The sequence below is a fragment of the Janthinobacterium sp. FW305-128 genome, from assembly GCF_020858135.1.
Classification (GTDB): domain Bacteria; phylum Pseudomonadota; class Gammaproteobacteria; order Burkholderiales; family Burkholderiaceae_D; genus Janthinobacterium.
Genome location: NZ_JACYMK010000011.1, coordinates 176,989 through 193,358 on the forward strand (window position 1 = coordinate 176,989; position 16,370 = coordinate 193,358).

A 16,370-nucleotide genomic window follows, 5' to 3' on the forward strand; every position below is an offset into this window, starting at 1 on the left:
TCCAGCAGGTCAGCCGGTCGCCTCAAGGATCGGCACCAGATTTCCGCTGCCGGCGCGCTTGCGCCAGGCGGCCATGCACTGCAACTCCAGGTCGCGGTGTGAACTGCGAACCCCTTCAAGGCCGGCCTAGCCGGTCTTTTTTTTGCCTGTTTTTTGCCCGTTATTCCCGCCGCCGCGCCATTCACCGCTGCCCGTCCGCCATTCGCCGAAGCGCTGTTTTCGCGCGGCTGAAATCCGCGTATCTTTACGATCAATTCACTTCAAGGGGCGACCGTGAAACCTGAACCAGCGTACTACCGCCGTACCCAGCTGTTGTGGGGCGTGCTGCTGATCGCCATCGGCGCCGTGATCCTGCTGGACCGGCTCGATGTGATCCATCTCCATGATTACTATGCACTATGGCATTATTGGCCGCTGATACTGGTCGTCTTCGGCCTTAACAAGCTGGTCGCGCCCGTGTCCGCCAAGCAGGTATTGAGCGGCTTGTGGCTGATCTTCTTCGCCGCCTGGTGGTATGTGTCGTATGAAGAACTGTGGAACTTGAATTTCTACAATAGCTGGCCAGCCTTGCTGATCGCCTGGGGCGTGGGCCTCGTGCTGGAGCCGCTGTTGAACAAACATTTTATTGCCTATCGGGAGTCCGAGCATGAAAAATAGACCGCCGCTGCACTCGCCATCGCAGATCGTGCTGGGCGTCATCGTCATCGTCCTGGGGCTGCTGTTCCTGCTCGATAACCTGGGCTTCATCAATGTGCGCTACACCTTCCGCTTCTGGCCCACCATCCTGATCATTTTCGGCTTGCTGAAAATATCGCAAAGCCATAACCGCTCCGGCTACATACTCGGCGGCGTGATGGTCTTGCTGGGCTTGAGCTGGACCCTGAAAGCCATGGGCTTGTTTTATATCAACTGGAGCATGCTGTGGCCGCTGCTCATCATCGCCGCCGGCGTGGCCGTGGTGTCGAAATCCTTGCCTGGCGCACAGCAGCGGCAGCGCCGCCGGCATTTTGCCGCGCCGCCCGATGGCAGCGCTGCGCCTGATGCCTTCGTCCAGCCCAGGAATGGCGCCGTGTCGCTCGACAAGGAACCCGCCGATGCCGATGCCACTGCAGCACCCGGCACGGGCGGCCAGGCCGACGACGACAGCATCATCGAAGTGACGGCCATCCTCGGCGGCTACGTGCGGCGCGTGTCGTCGCAGCGCTTCAGGGGCGGCGATATCAATGTCATCATGGCCGGCTGCGAAATCGACTTGCGCCAGGCATCGATCGACGGCGAAGCCGTGCTCAACGTGTTTGCCCTGTGCGGCGGCGTCACCATCAAGATTCCGCCCGACTGGAGCGTCGTGCTGCAGGGCACGCCCATCCTTGGCGGCTTCGAGGAAAAGACCATCGTGCCGCCAAACCAGAACAAGCGCCTGTACGTGACGGGTTACGCCATCATGGGCGGCCTGGAAATCCGCAACTAGGCGCACATGTCCGGACCCTTGTCGAAGCGGCGTGGCGCCGTGGTGGTGTTCCTGGTCTGCATCGCGCTGGGCCTGGCCCTGGCCTCCCTCCTGGCCAGGGTGGCGCACGCGCCTTGGCTCAATGCCGTCCTGCTGGTGGTGCCCGCCACGCTCGTGTATGCGATCGGTTCGGGCTTTTCCGCGTTTTACCTGTGCCGCGCCTACCCCTTGCACGCGCGCCATCCGCTCGCCATTGCCGGCGTGATGGGCGTGGCGGCGCTGTTCGCGGGCTTGCTGTGGGCAACCCTGCTGCAATTTCTGAACAGCGTCAGCCTGTTGCCGGATGTGCGCTGGCTGGGCGTGGACTTGACGCAGTCGCTGCTGGCCCTGTTCTTCGGCCTGGGCGCGCTGCTGTATTGCCTGGCCGCCGCCGTGCATTATCTGCTGCTCGAATTCGTGCGCGCCAGCATGGCCGAGCAACGGGGCCTGGAAGCGCAGCTGATGGCGCAAGAAGCGCAACTGCGCATGCTGCGCACGCAAATCGATCCGCATTTCCTGTTCAACAGCCTGAACTCCATCAGCGCCCTGACGTCTATCGATGCGGCGGGCGCGCGCCAGATGACGGTGCAGCTGGCCAGTTTCTTTCGCCAGAGCCTGAGCCTGGAAGCGCACAAGCACATTACCGTGCAAGAGGAGCTGGTGCTGATCCGCCACTTTCTCGCCATCGAGCAAGTGCGCTTCGGCGAACGCCTGCAAGTGGCGGAAAGCATCGACACTGCCGCGCTGGCGTGTTTGCTGCCGCCCATGCTGATACAGCCGCTAGTGGAAAATGCCGTCAAACACGGCATCTGCGGCTTGACGGAGGGCGGCCTGATCGCCATCGAAGTCCGGCGCGCGGGCAGCCTGTTGCAGATTGCCGTGCGCAATCCTGTTGATGCGGATCAGGGGCCAGCCCGCGGCAATGGCGTGGGCCTGGAAAATGTGCGCCAGCGCCTGGCCGGCGCGTATGGCCACGAGGCCTGCGTGCACTGGGCGCGGCACGGCGCGACGTTTGAAGTAACCTTATCGATGCCGGCGCAGACCGGCGGCACGGAGGAAGCATGATGCAGGCAAGAATGCGGGTGGCCATCGTCGATGATGAATTACTGGCGCGCAGCGTGCTGCGCGAATACCTGGCGCGCCACGACGATATCGACATCGTGGCCGAGTGCGCCAATGGCTTCGACGCCGTCAAGGCCATCGCGGAACTGGAACCGGAACTGGTATTCCTCGACATCCAGATGCCGCGCCTGGACGGTTTCGAAGTGGCCGAGCTGATCGGCGCGAAGACAAAGTTGATCTTTGTCACGGCCTACGACCAGTACGCCTTGAAAGCGTTCGAATGCCATGCGCTCGATTATCTGCTCAAACCGTTCAGCGAACAGCGCTTCGAGCAGGCGCTGGCCCATGCGCGCGCCAACCGCAGTTTGCCCGAAACTGTGCAAACGCTGGCGCGCGAGGCGGCCGCGCGCGCCGCGCCCCTGGACCGCGTGCTGATACGCGACGGCGCCAAGGTCCACGTGATCGCCAGCGCCCGGATCGACTATATCGAGGCGCAGGACGATTACATCAGCATCCGTTCCGAGGGCAAGTCCTACCTGAAAAGCCAGACCTTGGCGGAACTGGAAACCCAGCTCGATCCCGCCAAGTTCCTGCGCGTGCACCGCTCGTACCTGCTCAATATCGACGGCATCCGCCGCATCGAGGCGGCCACCAAGGACAGCCACGTGGCCATTCTGCGCGACGAGACGAGGATACCCGTGAGCAAGGCGGGGTATCAGAAGCTGAAGTTACTGGTTGGCTAGCTGTACATCCCACCACGTGGGCAAGAGTTGCCGTATTTCCGGGCGTGAAAAACGGTCGTCGATCAGGTACACGACGCCCTTGTCCGACTGCGTGCGGATGACCCTGCCTGCCGCCTGCACCACCTTCTGCATGCCCGGATACAGATACGTGTAGTCGTAGCCGGCGCCGAAGATGTCGCCCATGCGCTGGCGGATCTGCTCGTTGACGGGATTGATCTGTGGCAAACCCAAGGTGGCGATGAAGGCGCCGATCAGCCGGGCACCGGGCAGGTCGATGCCTTCGCCGAAGGCGCCGCCGAGCACGGCAAAGCCGATGCCGCGTGTTTCCAGGCCGAAGCTGCCCAGAAATTGCGCGCGTGCACCGTCATCCATGCGGCGCGGCTGCTGCCAGATGGGCACGTCGGGGTAATGCTGGGCGAACAGGGTGGCCGTCTTTTCCATGTAATCGAAGCTGCTGAAGAAGGCCAGGTAGTTGCCCGGCGTTTCCGCGTATTGCTTTGCCATCAATTGGGCAATGGGCAGCAGCGAGGCGGCGCGGTGCTGGTAGCGCGTGGAAATGGTATCGGCCACGCGCACGGACAGTTGTTCCGCCTGGAATGGCGATTCCACGTCGACCCAGGCCGTGTCGGCCGGCATGCCCAAGGTATCGCTGTAGTAATTCCACGGGCTCAGGGTGGCGGAAAACAGGGCCGTGCTGTGGCTGGCCGCGAAGCGCTCTTTCAAAAAGGGGGCCGGCACGATGTTGCGAATGCAGACGGTGGAACCCGTCTCCGTCTTGCTGACGTCGAACAGCGAGTGCTCGCCGAAACTTTCCGCCAGGCGGTTGATCAGCAGCACGTCGAAATAGAAGCGCTGCAAGTCTTCATCGAGCGCGGTAGCATGCTCGGCCATGTAGTCGCCGATGGCCGTGGCCACGCCTTGCAGGGCGCCAAAGAATTTATCGGGCAAGGCCGCATGCACGAGGTAATCGCCATCCTGCTCTTTCAACAAGGCCGTCCACTGGCGCGAGAGGCGGTCCAGCGGCTTTTTCAGCCCTTCGGGCGCGAACTTGCGCAGCATTTTCAGGTCGATCTGCGCCAGTTCGGCCGAATACATGCTGCGCGCGCGCGACACCATATTGTGCGCTTCGTCGACCAGCACATTGACTTTCCAGTCGTGGGCCAATGTCATGCCATACAGCATGGCGCTGAGGTCGAAATAATAATTGTAGTCGCCGATGACGACGTCGCTCCAGCGTGCCAATTCCATGCCCAGGTAATACGGGCAAATACCCTGCTGCAAGGCGACGGCGCGCACGGCTTCCTTGTCCAATATCAAACCGCTGGCCAGCGCCACCTCGCGCGCCAGCGGCAGGCGGTCGTAAAAACCCTTGGCCAGCGGACATGATTCTCCGTGACAAGCCTTGTCGGGATGTTCGCAGGCGCTGGTCTTGGCGCTCAGTTCCAGCACGCGCAAGGGCAGCAGCGGCGCGCTCTCCTTGAGGATGGCGCAGGCGTCGAGCGCCATTTGCCGGCCCGGCACCTTGGCAGCCAGGAAAAACAGTTTGTCGAGGCCATGCGCGGCCGTCGCTTTCAACATGGGAAACAGGCTGCCCACCGTCTTGCCGATGCCGGTCGGCGCCTGCGCCAGCAAGCCGCAGCCGCGGCTGCTGGCCTTGTACATGGCCTCGGCCAATTGCCGCTGTCCCGGGCGGAAGTTCGCGTGGGGAAAGGCCATGGCCGTGAGCTGCGCGTCGCGGCTGGCGCGGTGCGCCATTTCCTGCTCGGCCCAGTCGAGGAACAGCGCGCAATGCTGCTCGAAGAAAATGCGCAGCGCCTCGGCCGTACACTCTTCGTGCATGAGCGTTTCCTTCTGGCTGGCGATGTCGAAATACACGAGCGCCACGCGCAGCATGGGCAAGTTCAGCTGCTGGCACAGCAAATGGCCGTAGATGCGCGCCTGCGCCCAGTGCAGCTGGCGGTGGTTGGCGGGCATGGCGTCGAGATCGCCCCGGTAGGTCTTGATTTCTTCCAGCTGCCGGCGCGCCGGATCGTAGCCATCGGCGCGGCCCCGCACGTGCAGGGGGCCGAAGTCGCCGCACACGCTGATTTCGCGCTGGTAGTCGTCGTCGCGCCGGCCCGTGACGGTGGCATGGCCGGCCATGCCTTCCTGGGCCGTGGGCGAGGGCGTGAAACGCAAGTCCAGGTCGCCCACCTTGGCCGTGAATTCGCACAGGGCGCGCACGGCGATCGTGTACCTCCTGGCGTTCATGCCGCCGCCTGCCATTGCAGGTAGCACACGCTGACGGGCATGGCGTGCTGGGCGCAATACGCGATCCAGCGCAGCTGGTTGTCTTGCAGGCGGTCGCCCGGACCCTTGACTTCGATCATGCGGTAGCGCCGTTCCGCCGGCCAGAACTGGATCAGATCAGGCAAGCCGCTGCGGTTGCTTTTGATATCGAGCAAGATGCGCTCGAACGCCTTCTTCAGGTGCGCGGCGGGCATGCAGGCCAGCGCCAGGTCCAGCAAGCCGTCGTCCAGCGCCTCCCAGCTGACGAAGGGCGAAACGATGCCGTGCTTCGCGGCAAAGGTGGCGCGGATGGTGGCGTGGTAGCTGTCGTCGTCCAGTTGCGCCAGGCAGGCGGCGAAGTCCGTACTGCGGCGCTGGTAAAAATCGGCGCTGTGCAAGTCGGCCGGGCCACGGTGAAACGGGTGGAAGAAAGCGCCCGGCATGGCCTTGAAGATGGCGGGCCAGCACAGCAGGCCGAACAGCGAGTTGATCAGGGTATTTTCCACGTAGTACACGGGGGCCTCGTCCTGCATCAGGTGCTGCCGCACCACGCCTTCCACGTAGTACGCCTCGCTTGGATACGGCAGCAGCAGGTCGATGCGGTCCACGGCGGCGGGGGCGCTGGCCGCCTGCTTCGCATGGCCCAGCTTGCGCCGCAAGCGGGGGGCCATGCGCAGCAGCAATTGTTGTTCCGCCTCGCTTTCCGGCGCCGCCAGGGCAATCATCAGGCGTTCATAGGCCGCTTGCGGCTGCTCGTCTTTTTCCAGCACGCGGATGGCGCGGCCCCGGGCGCCCGGATAGCGGCAATCGGCATAGGCGCGGTAGGCGGCCGGCCAGTCCTGGCATTTTTCCAGGTGCTGGGCGATCTGGAAACGCAGCTTGTCGCGCCGGCTGGCCAGCCAGGTATTGTCTTCTGGCAATGGCAGCGCCGCCAGTTCCTGCAGCACTTCGTCCGCCGGTGCGCTGTCGTTGTAGCGTTCCCGGCACTGGTGCAGCACTTCATAGTGCTCGATATCCTGGCGCGTGCGAAAACCGCGCGACTCGGGCGAAAATTCCACTCTTTCATATTGATACACGCCCAGGTCGGACAGCACGAATTCCGACCAGTCCTGATGATAGTTGCCAAAGTAAATCAGGCGCAGGCGGTCGCACAGGGGCTGCAAACCGATGCGGTACAGCACGTCGCTGCAGGCCGGATGCCAGTCGGAAAACGGTCTGTGTTCCCCATGCTGTTCGCGCAAGACCTCCAGCTGCTCGGCCTTGCGCGCCGCCTTCAGGGACGGGGCGAGATCGAAAGCCTGGGCGATTTCCGCTTTCAGCAGCAAGTCGAACAGCTCGTCGAGCGCAATGACGGGATCGGCTTCCACCCATGCCAGGGCCAGCAAGGGCAGGGCGGCCGCGCGCGTGTCGCCGATTTCCGGATACTTGAGCTTACTGGCGCGAAACAGGCAGCCTTTGCGCATGACGAGGCGCACGAACAGGGCGCGCGACGGCTGCGGCAGTGCGCCGAAGTCGGCGATGAAGCGCGTTTCTTCAGGGCTCAGCAGATCGGCGTAACGGGCGCTGATCCAGCTCAGCACGTCCTGGAAATTATCCAGATAGTACAGGGGATTTTCCAGGACTCTCAACATGGGGATGGCAATAGGGCAAGATGCAAGATGATCGGTTTTACTGTGTTTATATACAGTTTAAACCTTCAGCCGCCGCTTGCCCAGCGATTTTATGCTCAGCCAGCCGCGCTGTAGGCAAAACAGGTATCAAACTTTTCGTAGGGAATCAGTTCGGCGCGCAGGCTGGCCAGTTCGATGTCGGTCAGCAAGCCCCGGTGCGCCTGCTTGCGTCCTTTCGGCAACGCCACCTCGTAATCGAGGATGTCCCTGGCCAGCAAGGTTTGCAGCACGTCGGCTTGCCGCGCCGTCAGGTAGCGCGCATGCGTGCCCAGGGTGTTGGCCAGCTGTTCCCTGAATGCCTCGTCGGTGACCTCGTTATAGGTATCCTGATCCGCCATGCTGTTCAACAACATGTGGAACACGAAATCCTGCAGGTTTTTCGCCAGGTACTGCGCTTCATTCTGGTCATGCCACAGCAGCACGACGGGCATGTCGCCGTCCTGCTGGCCGTAGGCGAAAAAGCAGTAGTGGTCGCCCGCGCCCGTTTGCGCGAACGGGATGAAGCGGAAGGCGGGATCGATCTGCCGGTAATCGTCCGCGTCGCGCAAGGTGTCCGCCTCTTCGGCCACGGCCTTGATGTTGAGCAATTCGAAATCATCGGCATGCAACAGCAGGGTAGGGCGCTCCGTCAAGGTGGGATAGACCAGCTTGTACCAGTCGGGCCCATATTCACCCACGGCGAGCATGCCGTCGCGCTCGAGCTGCCGGTACAGCGCAGGATAGATAAAGCCGTGTTTGCTTTCAATTTCTGACAGTGTCATGTTTGTCCTGTTCAACGTGGGTCATGGCGGCATGATAGTCGAGGCGATGCCTGGCACGCTTCACGGCGGCAAGGATGAGCATGATTAATAGATATTTAAGTTTGCTTGTGTGGCATGGTCAACGTATGCTTGCCAGACTAAAATTCGCTGAGCCCGCATGAAAAACATCATCTTGATTTCCGCCGCCTGTTTGCTGGCGCTGCTGTCGACCATCGGCGCCTCCTTGCCATACCCGATCCTGCCGCCCCTGTTCGCGGCCGAGGCGCCCAATGCCTTCAACAATTTCCTCGGCTTGCCGTCCAAATTGCTGTTCGGCCTGGCGCTGACCATCAACCCGCTGGGTTTGCTGATCGGCTCGGCCCTGCTGGGGCCCCTGTCGGACCGCTACGGCCGCCGCCCCTTGCTGATGCGCACGGCCGTGGGCGCCGCCATCGGCCACGCGATCACGGCCTGGGCACTGGTGATCCAGTCCTATCCGCTGTTCATCGTCGCCCGTTTCATCACGGGTTTGCTGGAGGGTAATGGCGCCGTGGCGCGCGCCATGCTGGCGGACCAGCTGACGGGACCGCTGCGCCTGCGCGCCATGTCGTGGCTGAACGGCGCGTTTTACCTGGGCTGGCTGGTGGGCCCGATCCTGGCGGGCGCCACCTTGCATTGGGGCGTGACGGTGCCGTTCTGGATCGCCGCCGCCGCGCTGATGCTCGTCGCCGTGCTGGTGGCCGTCGGCTTGCCGCGCGAAACGCCCTCGCTATTGACGACGTCGTGGTGGCAAGTGGCGCGCGACCGCCATTCGCTCAATTTGCTGCGCCATGAGGAGCTGCGCACCCTGTTCATCGTGCAACTGGCGTTCACCTGCGGCGTGGCCAGTTTTTATGAGTTCTATCCGCTGTGGCTGGTCGAGACGGCCCATTATCATGCGCAGGAGATTGCCTGGGTGAATGTGGGCCTGTGCGGCACGATGACGGTCACGTCCTTGCTGGCGGGCGGTCCCAGCCGCCATGCGCCGCTGCTGCGCGCCTGCTGGTATGCCTGCGGCGTGGCGCTGGCCGTGGGGATTTTGGCGATGGGCAATATCTGGGTGGGCATCGCCGCCATCGTGCTGTTCGGCATTCCGAATGCGCTGTACAACACGGTGATACAGGGCTGGTGCGCCGAGCGCTTCAGTGCGCACGGACAGGGCGCCGTGATGGGCTTGCTGGCCACCACCTTTTGCATCGCCAACATCGTCGTGGCCCTCAGCGGCTCCGTGCTGACCCTGATCGACACGCGCCTGATCCTCGTCGCGGGCGCCTTGTCCGCCGCCTGGGCCGCATGGCGCATGGCGGCCTGGCGCCGCCAGCTGGCCGGAACCGTCGAGGCGAAGGCTCGCCAGGATTTCTGCAGCTAGGCTCAGGCTATTTCTGGGGTGTGGGAGGGGGCGAATACCGGACCCTGCCGGTGAATTCTTGTAGGTCGGGTAGGTCGGATTAGCGCGCAAGCGCGTAATCCGACATCACCATGAGCGCCAGCAGTGCGTCGGATTACGCGCGGCCTTGCCGCGCTAATCCGACCTACGGCTTACTTTTTGGCAGCCTTCGGTTTGGCCGCCGGTGCTGCTTTTTCAGGTGCGGCCGTGGCTTTTTCCGTGGCCTGCGCCACTTGCGCGCTGGCCTTGGCGATCTGCTCTTCCACGGTCTTCACGGCCTGTTTCGTGGCCTTGGTCACTTGCTCGTAGCCGAGGAAGGCGTTGTCGATGGCGGCCTTGACGATGGCGACGGCGTTTTCCGAGCCTGGCGGCACGTTTTTCGTGACGTCGTAGATCAGGGCGCTCAGATTGCTTTTCGCTTCGGCCACATGGGCTTCGGCGGCCGTGGTGAATTCCGTGTGGATTTCCTTGATGATGTCGTCGAGTTGCTGTTTATACGCTTTTGCGCCGGCCACGCCCGGTTGCAGCTGGGCGGCGGCGGCGGCCATGGCGGCCTTCGGATCCTTGGCCTGGCTGATTTCCTTGCCGGCGGCAAGGCCATCCTCGATGCCGGACTTGGCGGTGGCCATGTTCAATGCCAGCACCTGTTCCACGCCTTGCACGGCCTTGGAAGTGAGGGTGTTGAAGGTCATCAGCTGGAATTCAAACAGGGCCTTGGTGGCCGATGCGAATTGTTCGGGATTCGTAAACATGTGGTCTCCTCGGTTTGAATAGATACGTTCTTATCGTTCCATACTCTTTCGACGCCGCATTGCCATCGCTTGATCTCAAGCCGGTGCCCCGTGTGGTCATGGCCCCATTATTTAACAAGCGCCGGTTTTTCGCAACGGCTATCTTTGTACGGTCCCGAGGCCAGTTCCCAGCCAAATCCGAGGGTGGACTGGGCGCACGACAGGGTGCCGTCGATCTTGCTGCGCCATTTGTACCAGGGCGCCGGTCCGGCAGAGGCGTACGCGCAGGCGGCCAGCAGAGCCGTGGCGATCAGGTATTTCATAAGTACTCCGAAAGAAAAGCCTGCCGGCATTGTAGCGTGCCTGCCGTTCAGGGGGCGGGCGATTGCGGCGCCACGGCGGGCAGCTGCAGGGTGAAGGTGGTGCCGCTGGCGTCGCCGATGCTGCTGGTGGCGTCGATATGCCCGCCCAGCACGCCCGTGACGATGTTGTGCGCCACATGCAAGCCCAGGCCCGAACCACCGGAACCGAGCTTGGTCGTGAAGAAAGGGTCGTAGACGTGCACGAGGTCGTCGGCGGCGATGCCCACGCCCGTGTCGGCGATGGACATGGTGATCGTCTTCCCGTCGTCGCTGCCGCGCGCCCTGACGTTTATGGTGCCGCCGCTGCGGCCCTCGAAGGCGTGGCGCAGGCAGTTTTCCAGCAGGTTGCTCAGCACCTGGCCCAGCGGACCGGGATAGCTGTCCATCGCCAGGCCCTCCGGCACGTCCTGCGTCAGGCTCAGGCCGGCGGCCTTGAGCTGCGTGCACAGGGGCAGCATCAGCTCGGCTACGAACTGGCGCAGCAGGAAGTGGCGGCGTTGCGAACTGGCGCGGTCGACGGCGATCTGCTTGAAGCTCGAAACGAGGTCGGCCGCGCGCTGCAGGTTGCGCAGCATGATGGCGTCCGCCTCGCTGGCCTGGGTCAGGTAGGCGCCCAGTTCGGAGCGGCGCAGGCCATCGAGAAAGCTGGCCTGGATTTCGCGCGTGCGTTCGGCCATGGTGGTAGCCACGACCAGACCGTTGCCGATCGGCGTATTGAGTTCATGCGCGATGCCGGCGACGAGCGCACCGAGCGCGGCCAACTTGTCGCGGCGCACCAGTTCTTCCTGCGTGATGGACAGGTTTTCCAGCGCGGCGGCCAACTCGCGGTTCGTCTGCTCCGAATGTTCCTTGGCCTGCGTCAGGGCCGCCGTGCGTTCGGCCACCAGCTCTTCCAGGTGGGTGCGGTGGCGTTGCAGCTCGCGTTCATGGCGCATCCGGCCAATCGCGATACCGGCCAGGTCGGTGGCCGTGTCGATCAGTTCCAGGTCGCGCGCATCGGGCTGGCGTACTTCGCGGTAGTACATGGCGAAGGAACCGAGCACGGCGCCATCCTGGCCGAAAATGGGTTGCGACCAGCACGCGCGCAAGCCGAACGGCGCGGCCAGCTCGCGGTAGGGCGCCCACAGCGGATCGCGCATGATGTCGCTGACCACCACCTGTTCGCGCAGGAACATGGCGGTGCCGCAGGAGCCCACGCCGGGGCCGATGGCCACGCCTTCTAGCAGGGCCATGTACTCGGCCGGCAGGCTGGGGCCGGCCGCGCTGTGCATGTGGGTGCCGTCGTCGTCGAGCAGCATGATGGAGCACAGCACGCCGCGCGACTGGCCTTCGATCAAGAGCAGCAGCTGGTTCAGCGTGGGGATCAGGGGCGCGCCCTTGGCGACCATTTCCAGCAGGGCGCTCTGACCCGAGCGCATCGCTTCGGCGAGGTTGCGTTCGGTCAAGTCGATGATGCGCGCATGCACGAGCTGGCGGCCCGGCACGGACAGGCGCATCAGGCGGATTTCGCAGGCGATCGGGTGGCTGTCGCGGTGGCAGCAGCTGGCGCGGAAGACGACGATCTTGCCTTGCAGGGTATCGCGGATCTTTTCTTCCAGCAGCTGCGGCGAGGCGCGGCCATCGCTCTGATGTTTGGGGAACAGCGGCTCCATGCCGCCTTGCAGCAACTCGGCCAGCGGCATGCCGAACAGTTCTTCGGCCAGGTGGTTGGCGTCGATCAGCAGCTCGTTGTCGATATCGAACAGCAGCACGGCGTCGGGTGAACCGGCCAATATCGAGTGGTAATTGACTTCCAGCGTTTGCGGATGCACGGGGCGCGGCGGCGTGGCGGCATGCGGCGCGGAAGCTTCGGCCTTGTGCAAGGCCAGTTCCATGAGAATTTTTTCCGCCACGTCGCGCGCATTGAAGGGCATCTTGATGTAGTCGGAAGCGCCGGCGCCCACGCTGCGGCCCTGCTCCTCGGCGCTGGGCGTGGCCGACATCAGCAGCAGGGGTACGCTGTGGCGTCCGCCCGCATTGCGCAGACGCATGCAGGTGGCGCCGATATTCGAGCCCGCCAGAGCCGCGTCGAGCAGGATCAGGTCCGTGCCGCCTGCCGCCAGTTCCACGCCTTCGTCGATATCGCCCGCCAGCCCCGTGCCCAGGTTATGCCGGTCCAGCACATACAGCAGTTCGCGCACTTCGTTCGGCGAATTGCTGACCAGCAGTACATTGGCCCGGTCGGTGATGGAAGAAATCAACTGATTCATGGTGTCGCGCCCTTACGCGGTTCATGGGCCTAGTATTACATCAAGGCAAGTAGGAGTAAACGATAATTCTTGATGATCAAAAGCAATCTGCTCAAGCCGCATTTTGCGCTGGCGGTGCCGCATCCAGGGCCGCGCGCGCCTGTTCGATGCGCGGGTAATTGTCTTCGATCCAGTCGACCAGCACGGCCAGGCGTTCGGCCGCCTCGCGCCCCAGCGGCGTGAGGCTGTATTCCACCTTGGGCGGGATCACCAGATACGCCTGGCGCAGTACGAAGCCGTCGCCCGCCAGCGCTTCCAGGGTTTGCGCCAGCATTTTTTCGCTGACGCCGCCCACTTCGCGGCGCAGTTCGCTAAAGCGCCGCGTGCCGCTCAGCAGCAGTACCAGCACCAGCACGGCCCAGCGGCTGGTCAGGTGGCTGAGCACGGCGCGCGACGGGCAGGTGGCCGCCAGCAGGTGCGCCTCCTGGTTCTGGCGGGCGAGGGCGGCGCGCAGGCTGGCGCCGGGAGTGTCTGTGGGCATGATAGTTGGTCTTCAATGTGAGGGTAATCCATACTTACCAAAAGGTACGTACTTACAATAAGTAAGTAATAGTCCTATTATAGGGTTTTACCAGCCACCCTCCAAGGAGAAATCATGATCGTCATCACCGGCGCCACAGGCAATCTGGGCCAGCACGTCATCGCCAGCCTGCTCGCATCCGTCCCCGCAGCCAACATCATTGCCGCCGTGCGCAACCCGGCCAAGGCCGCCGGCCTGGCCGCCCGGGGCGTGCAGGTACGCCAGGCCGATTACAACGACGGCGCCAGCCTTGATGCGGCCTTCAAGGGTGCAACGAAAATCTTGCTGATTTCGTCGAGCGAAGTGGGCCAGCGCGCGCAGCAGCACCAGAACGTCATCGATGCGGCCAGGCGCGCCGGCGTTTCCCTGCTGGCCTATACCAGTGTCTTGCGCGCCGATACGTCGCCGCTGGGCCTGGCCGCCGAGCACGTGATCACGGAAGCGGCCATCCGCGCGTCCGGCCTGCCGTACACGTTCCTGCGCAACGGCTGGTATCTGGAAAACCATACGGAGCACCTGGCGCCCGTGCTCGAGCATGGCGTCGTGCTGGGCGCGGCGCAAAACGGCCGCTTCTCGTCCGCTGCGCGCGCTGATTATGCGGCGGCCGCAGCTGCCGTGCTGACGGCGGACCAGCCGCAAGCGATCTATGAACTGGCTGGCGACAACGGTTTTACCCTGGCCGAGTATGCGGCCGAAGTGGCGCGCCAGTCGGGCAAGGCGATCGTCTACAAGGATTTGCCGCAGGCGGACTTCAAGGCGGCGCTGGTGGGCGTGGGCGTGCCGGAAGGGTTTGCCGAGTTGCTGGCCGATTCCGACGCGGGCGCGGCCAAGGGCGGCCTGGAAGACCATGGCAAGCAATTGAGCGCGCTGACAGGCCGTCCGACGACGACGCTGCTTGACGCCGTGAAGGCGGCGCTGGGCAAATAAGGGGAGGGAGGGCGCCATGGCAACACATGGCGTTCTGCAATGAAAAAAGCCGCAAACTCGTGAAAGTTTGCGGCTTTTTTGCGAATTAGGTAATGGTGCCCACGAAGGGACTCGAACCCCTACACCCGAAGGCACATGGACCTGAACCATGCGCGTCTACCAATTCCGCCACGTGGGCACTGATGCTGCTTGTTGCTTACTGCTGTATCTCACTACTGTACTGCGGACTACAACGAAAACAACTCGTTGCTGGTGGTGCCCACGAAGGGACTCGAACCCCTACACCCGAAGGCACATGGACCTGAACCATGCGCGTCTACCAATTCCGCCACGTGGGCATTGTGCTGCGTTTTGCTGCTGCTTGCTGTCTGCTGCGTGTTCTGCAGCGACGGACAAAATAATAAGGGTTGGCGGCGATTCGGTCAATGAACATTTTGCTCTTTTCTTCAAGAAATCCCCTTTTCCGCTGAAAAAAGGGTTTTCCCTATGAGAAATGGCGTAAAGCTGCCTGTTTTTTTAGCGTAGTCAGCGTCGTTGCTGCCATGCCAGCAGCATCAGTGCCAGACATAACAGCGGGAAGGTGCTCGGCGCCGGGATGGCGTTCGGGGCGATATCCCAGCCGATGGCGTCGAGGGCGATCAAGTCGTCCCAGCGCAGGCGCAATAATTCGCCGTATGCCACCGCCGGGTCCATGATGCCCAGGTCTAAATTGTCGCGCCAGTGGCTGGCCTGGTCGCCGTCGCCGTGAAAGCTGCCGTTGGCAAACAGCGGACCGCGCGTCGCGCCGCCATCGAGCGAGAAATACTTGTCGCGGTTGTCGGCCGTCAAGTCGATCACGCCGGCCGCGGCGCTTTCTGCCGAGTAGCGGAACAGGTCCAGTCCCGAGACGTAGGTAAATTCCGTGTCGTCATAGGGGCCGCCCAGCGGCGGCGAGTTGTAGTCGAGGATATCCACGCCGCTGAGAAAGCCCAGTGCGTGGCCGATTTCATGCATGGCCACGCCGATGAAGTCGATGCTGTGGGCGCCGATGCCATTGCCGGGATCGAAATCGAAGTTGAAATCGCTGTTGAACTGGATGAAGCCGTCGCAATTGCCGATGCAGCCGTCCAGCGATTGCGGCGGCGGCGCCAGGCCGACGGCCTTGGCTTCGGCATTGCTCAGGGATAAATACTGATTGTTGGCGTCGCCATTGTTGTCGAGATAGGGCAGGGCGCTGCCGGGTCCGTTGGGGCTGTTGGCCGTGCGGTTGATCAGCATGCCGAAGCTGTCGCCCGTTGGCAGGTGCGTCAGCGCCCGCTGGTCGATGGTGGACGTGGCGTCGGCGGCCAGGGCGCCGCGAAAGTCGCTGTAGCGGTAAAACGCTTCCGACGAGCCCGTTTGCCCCAGGATGTTGCCGCCCAGCGAATTGAAGCCCACCGTCAACTCGATGGTGACATTGTCTTTCAGGACGCGCGACCAGCGCGCGGCCGCCGCCTGGAATCCCTGCTGCGCCTGCAGCGAAGTGCCGGGTACGTATTGCAGATTGAACAGGGGCGAGGCGATAGTGCTGATAGGTAACATCAAGGCGAGGACGGCGACGAGGCTTTTCATGGCGGCGCTCCGGCAATGGCGATGCCATCGTGCAGGCAAGAAGCGTGCTCACTCGTAAAATCAAGGACTTGGCGCGTGCGCAGCCGTCAACTGTCAAGAATGCCGACAGGGTTTGCTGGGGCTGGAAATGAAAAAAGCCGCAAACTCGTGAAAGTTTGCGGCTCTTTTGCGAATTTTGGTAATGGTGCCCACGAAGGGACTCGAACCCCTACACCCGAAGGCACATGGACCTGAACCATGCGCGTCTACCAATTCCGCCACGTGGGCACTGATGCTGCTTTGCTGCTTTCTTTGCGTGTTCTGCAGAGAAGGCAGGATCATAGAGGCTGCCAGCGTGGAGGTCAATGAAAAAATATGGAAAGTGGTAAATAAATGCGGGGCAGACTCCGGCAGGGGAGCTGCAATGAAAAAAGCCGCAAACTCGTGAAAGTTTGCGGCTTTTTTGCGAATTAGGTAATGGTGCCCACGAAGGGACTCGAACCCCTACACCCGAAGGCACATGGACCTGAACCATGCGCGTCTACCAATTCCGCCACGTGGGCACTGATGCTGCTGTG

14 protein-coding genes and 4 tRNA genes are annotated in these 16,370 nt (G+C 62.8%); 6 read left to right on the top strand and 12 right to left on the bottom strand.

The genetic code is table 11. The features are described from left to right. The first annotated feature begins 273 nt into the window (after positions 1 to 273). Genes IGS60_RS22130 through IGS60_RS22145 form a run of 4 tightly spaced genes read left to right on the top strand, consistent with a single transcriptional unit; the run spans position 274 to position 3,291 of the window. On the top strand, positions 274 to 657 hold the full coding sequence (locus tag IGS60_RS22130; protein WP_070218057.1) for a DUF5668 domain-containing protein: 384 nt from the start codon (positions 274 to 276) through the stop codon (positions 655 to 657). Next, positions 647 to 1,468, top strand: coding sequence for a DUF5668 domain-containing protein (locus IGS60_RS22135; protein WP_230506218.1), 822 nt, complete (start codon positions 647 to 649; stop codon positions 1,466 to 1,468). The genes IGS60_RS22130 and IGS60_RS22135 overlap by 11 nt, the downstream gene beginning before the upstream one ends. 6 nt (positions 1,469 to 1,474) lie before the next feature. Beyond that, positions 1,475 to 2,551 carry a sensor histidine kinase gene (locus IGS60_RS22140; RefSeq protein ID WP_230506219.1) on the top strand — a complete coding sequence of 359 codons (1,077 nt, stop codon included), beginning with the start codon at positions 1,475 to 1,477 and terminating at the stop codon, positions 2,549 to 2,551. A gap of 11 nt (positions 2,552 to 2,562) precedes the next feature. Further along, positions 2,563 to 3,291, top strand: a complete 729-nt coding sequence (locus tag IGS60_RS22145) for a LytTR family DNA-binding domain-containing protein (protein WP_230506279.1) — start codon at positions 2,563 to 2,565, stop codon at positions 3,289 to 3,291. On the opposite strand, the gene IGS60_RS22150 is transcribed toward IGS60_RS22145, so the two are convergent. The 3 genes from IGS60_RS22150 to IGS60_RS22160 all read right to left on the bottom strand — a co-directional run bounded on the left by IGS60_RS22150 (position 3,277) and on the right by IGS60_RS22160 (position 7,990). Continuing rightward, positions 3,277 to 5,541: an ATP-dependent DNA helicase gene (locus IGS60_RS22150; RefSeq protein ID WP_230506220.1), complete on the bottom strand. Its 2,265-nt coding sequence runs from the start codon at positions 5,539 to 5,541 to the stop codon at positions 3,277 to 3,279. The two genes, IGS60_RS22145 and IGS60_RS22150, sit on opposite strands and share 15 nt — an antisense overlap. Then, a complete protein-coding gene (locus tag IGS60_RS22155) occupies positions 5,538 to 7,190 on the bottom strand; it encodes a VRR-NUC domain-containing protein (protein WP_230506221.1) in 1,653 nt (550 codons plus the stop codon). The genes IGS60_RS22150 and IGS60_RS22155 overlap by 4 nt, the downstream gene beginning before the upstream one ends. A 95-nt stretch (positions 7,191 to 7,285) precedes the next feature. Beyond that, a complete protein-coding gene (locus tag IGS60_RS22160) occupies positions 7,286 to 7,990 on the bottom strand; it encodes an SMI1/KNR4 family protein (RefSeq protein ID WP_230506222.1) in 705 nt (234 codons plus the stop codon). Positions 7,991 to 8,147: 157 nt separating this feature from the next. On the opposite strand from IGS60_RS22160, the gene IGS60_RS22165 reads away from it, so the two are divergent. Continuing rightward, positions 8,148 to 9,377 (top strand): MFS transporter, encoded by a 1,230-nt coding sequence (locus IGS60_RS22165; protein ID WP_230506223.1) that lies wholly within the window; start codon positions 8,148 to 8,150, stop codon positions 9,375 to 9,377. Positions 9,378 to 9,547: 170 nt separating this feature from the next. On the opposite strand, the gene phaP is transcribed toward IGS60_RS22165, so the two are convergent. The 4 genes from phaP to IGS60_RS22185 form a co-directional block, all read right to left on the bottom strand. Further along, entirely contained in the window at positions 9,548 to 10,147 is a 600-nt protein-coding gene (gene phaP / locus IGS60_RS22170) for a TIGR01841 family phasin (protein ID WP_070310500.1), read from the bottom strand. A 107-nt stretch (positions 10,148 to 10,254) separates the two neighbouring features. Next, on the bottom strand, positions 10,255 to 10,449 hold the full coding sequence (locus tag IGS60_RS22175; RefSeq protein WP_070310501.1) for a hypothetical protein: 195 nt from the start codon (positions 10,447 to 10,449) through the stop codon (positions 10,255 to 10,257). Positions 10,450 to 10,496: 47 nt separating this feature from the next. After that, entirely contained in the window at positions 10,497 to 12,737 is a 2,241-nt protein-coding gene (locus IGS60_RS22180) for an ATP-binding protein (protein WP_070310502.1), read from the bottom strand. Positions 12,738 to 12,828: 91 nt separating this feature from the next. After that, positions 12,829 to 13,257 (bottom strand): helix-turn-helix domain-containing protein, encoded by a 429-nt coding sequence (locus IGS60_RS22185; protein WP_070218077.1) that lies wholly within the window; start codon positions 13,255 to 13,257, stop codon positions 12,829 to 12,831. A 114-nt stretch (positions 13,258 to 13,371) separates the two neighbouring features. Here IGS60_RS22185 and IGS60_RS22190 point away from each other — a divergent pair, with 114 nt between their 5' ends. Continuing rightward, on the top strand, positions 13,372 to 14,223 hold the full coding sequence (locus tag IGS60_RS22190) for an SDR family oxidoreductase (RefSeq protein WP_230506224.1): 852 nt from the start codon (positions 13,372 to 13,374) through the stop codon (positions 14,221 to 14,223). A gap of 93 nt (positions 14,224 to 14,316) precedes the next feature. Here the strand turns inward: IGS60_RS22190 and IGS60_RS22195 are convergent. The 5 genes from IGS60_RS22195 to IGS60_RS22215 form a co-directional block, all read right to left on the bottom strand. Further along, positions 14,317 to 14,401: transfer RNA gene (locus tag IGS60_RS22195), tRNA-Leu, on the bottom strand. Positions 14,402 to 14,476: 75 nt separating this feature from the next. After that, positions 14,477 to 14,561: transfer RNA gene (locus IGS60_RS22200), tRNA-Leu, on the bottom strand. 187 nt (positions 14,562 to 14,748) lie between these two features. Next, positions 14,749 to 15,813, bottom strand: coding sequence for an NF038122 family metalloprotease (locus tag IGS60_RS22205; RefSeq protein WP_230506225.1), 1,065 nt, complete (start codon positions 15,811 to 15,813; stop codon positions 14,749 to 14,751). A gap of 182 nt (positions 15,814 to 15,995) precedes the next feature. Then, positions 15,996 to 16,080: transfer RNA gene (locus IGS60_RS22210), tRNA-Leu, on the bottom strand. A 190-nt stretch (positions 16,081 to 16,270) separates the two neighbouring features. Further along, positions 16,271 to 16,355, bottom strand: a tRNA-Leu gene (locus IGS60_RS22215). Positions 16,356 to 16,370 lie beyond the last annotated feature (15 nt).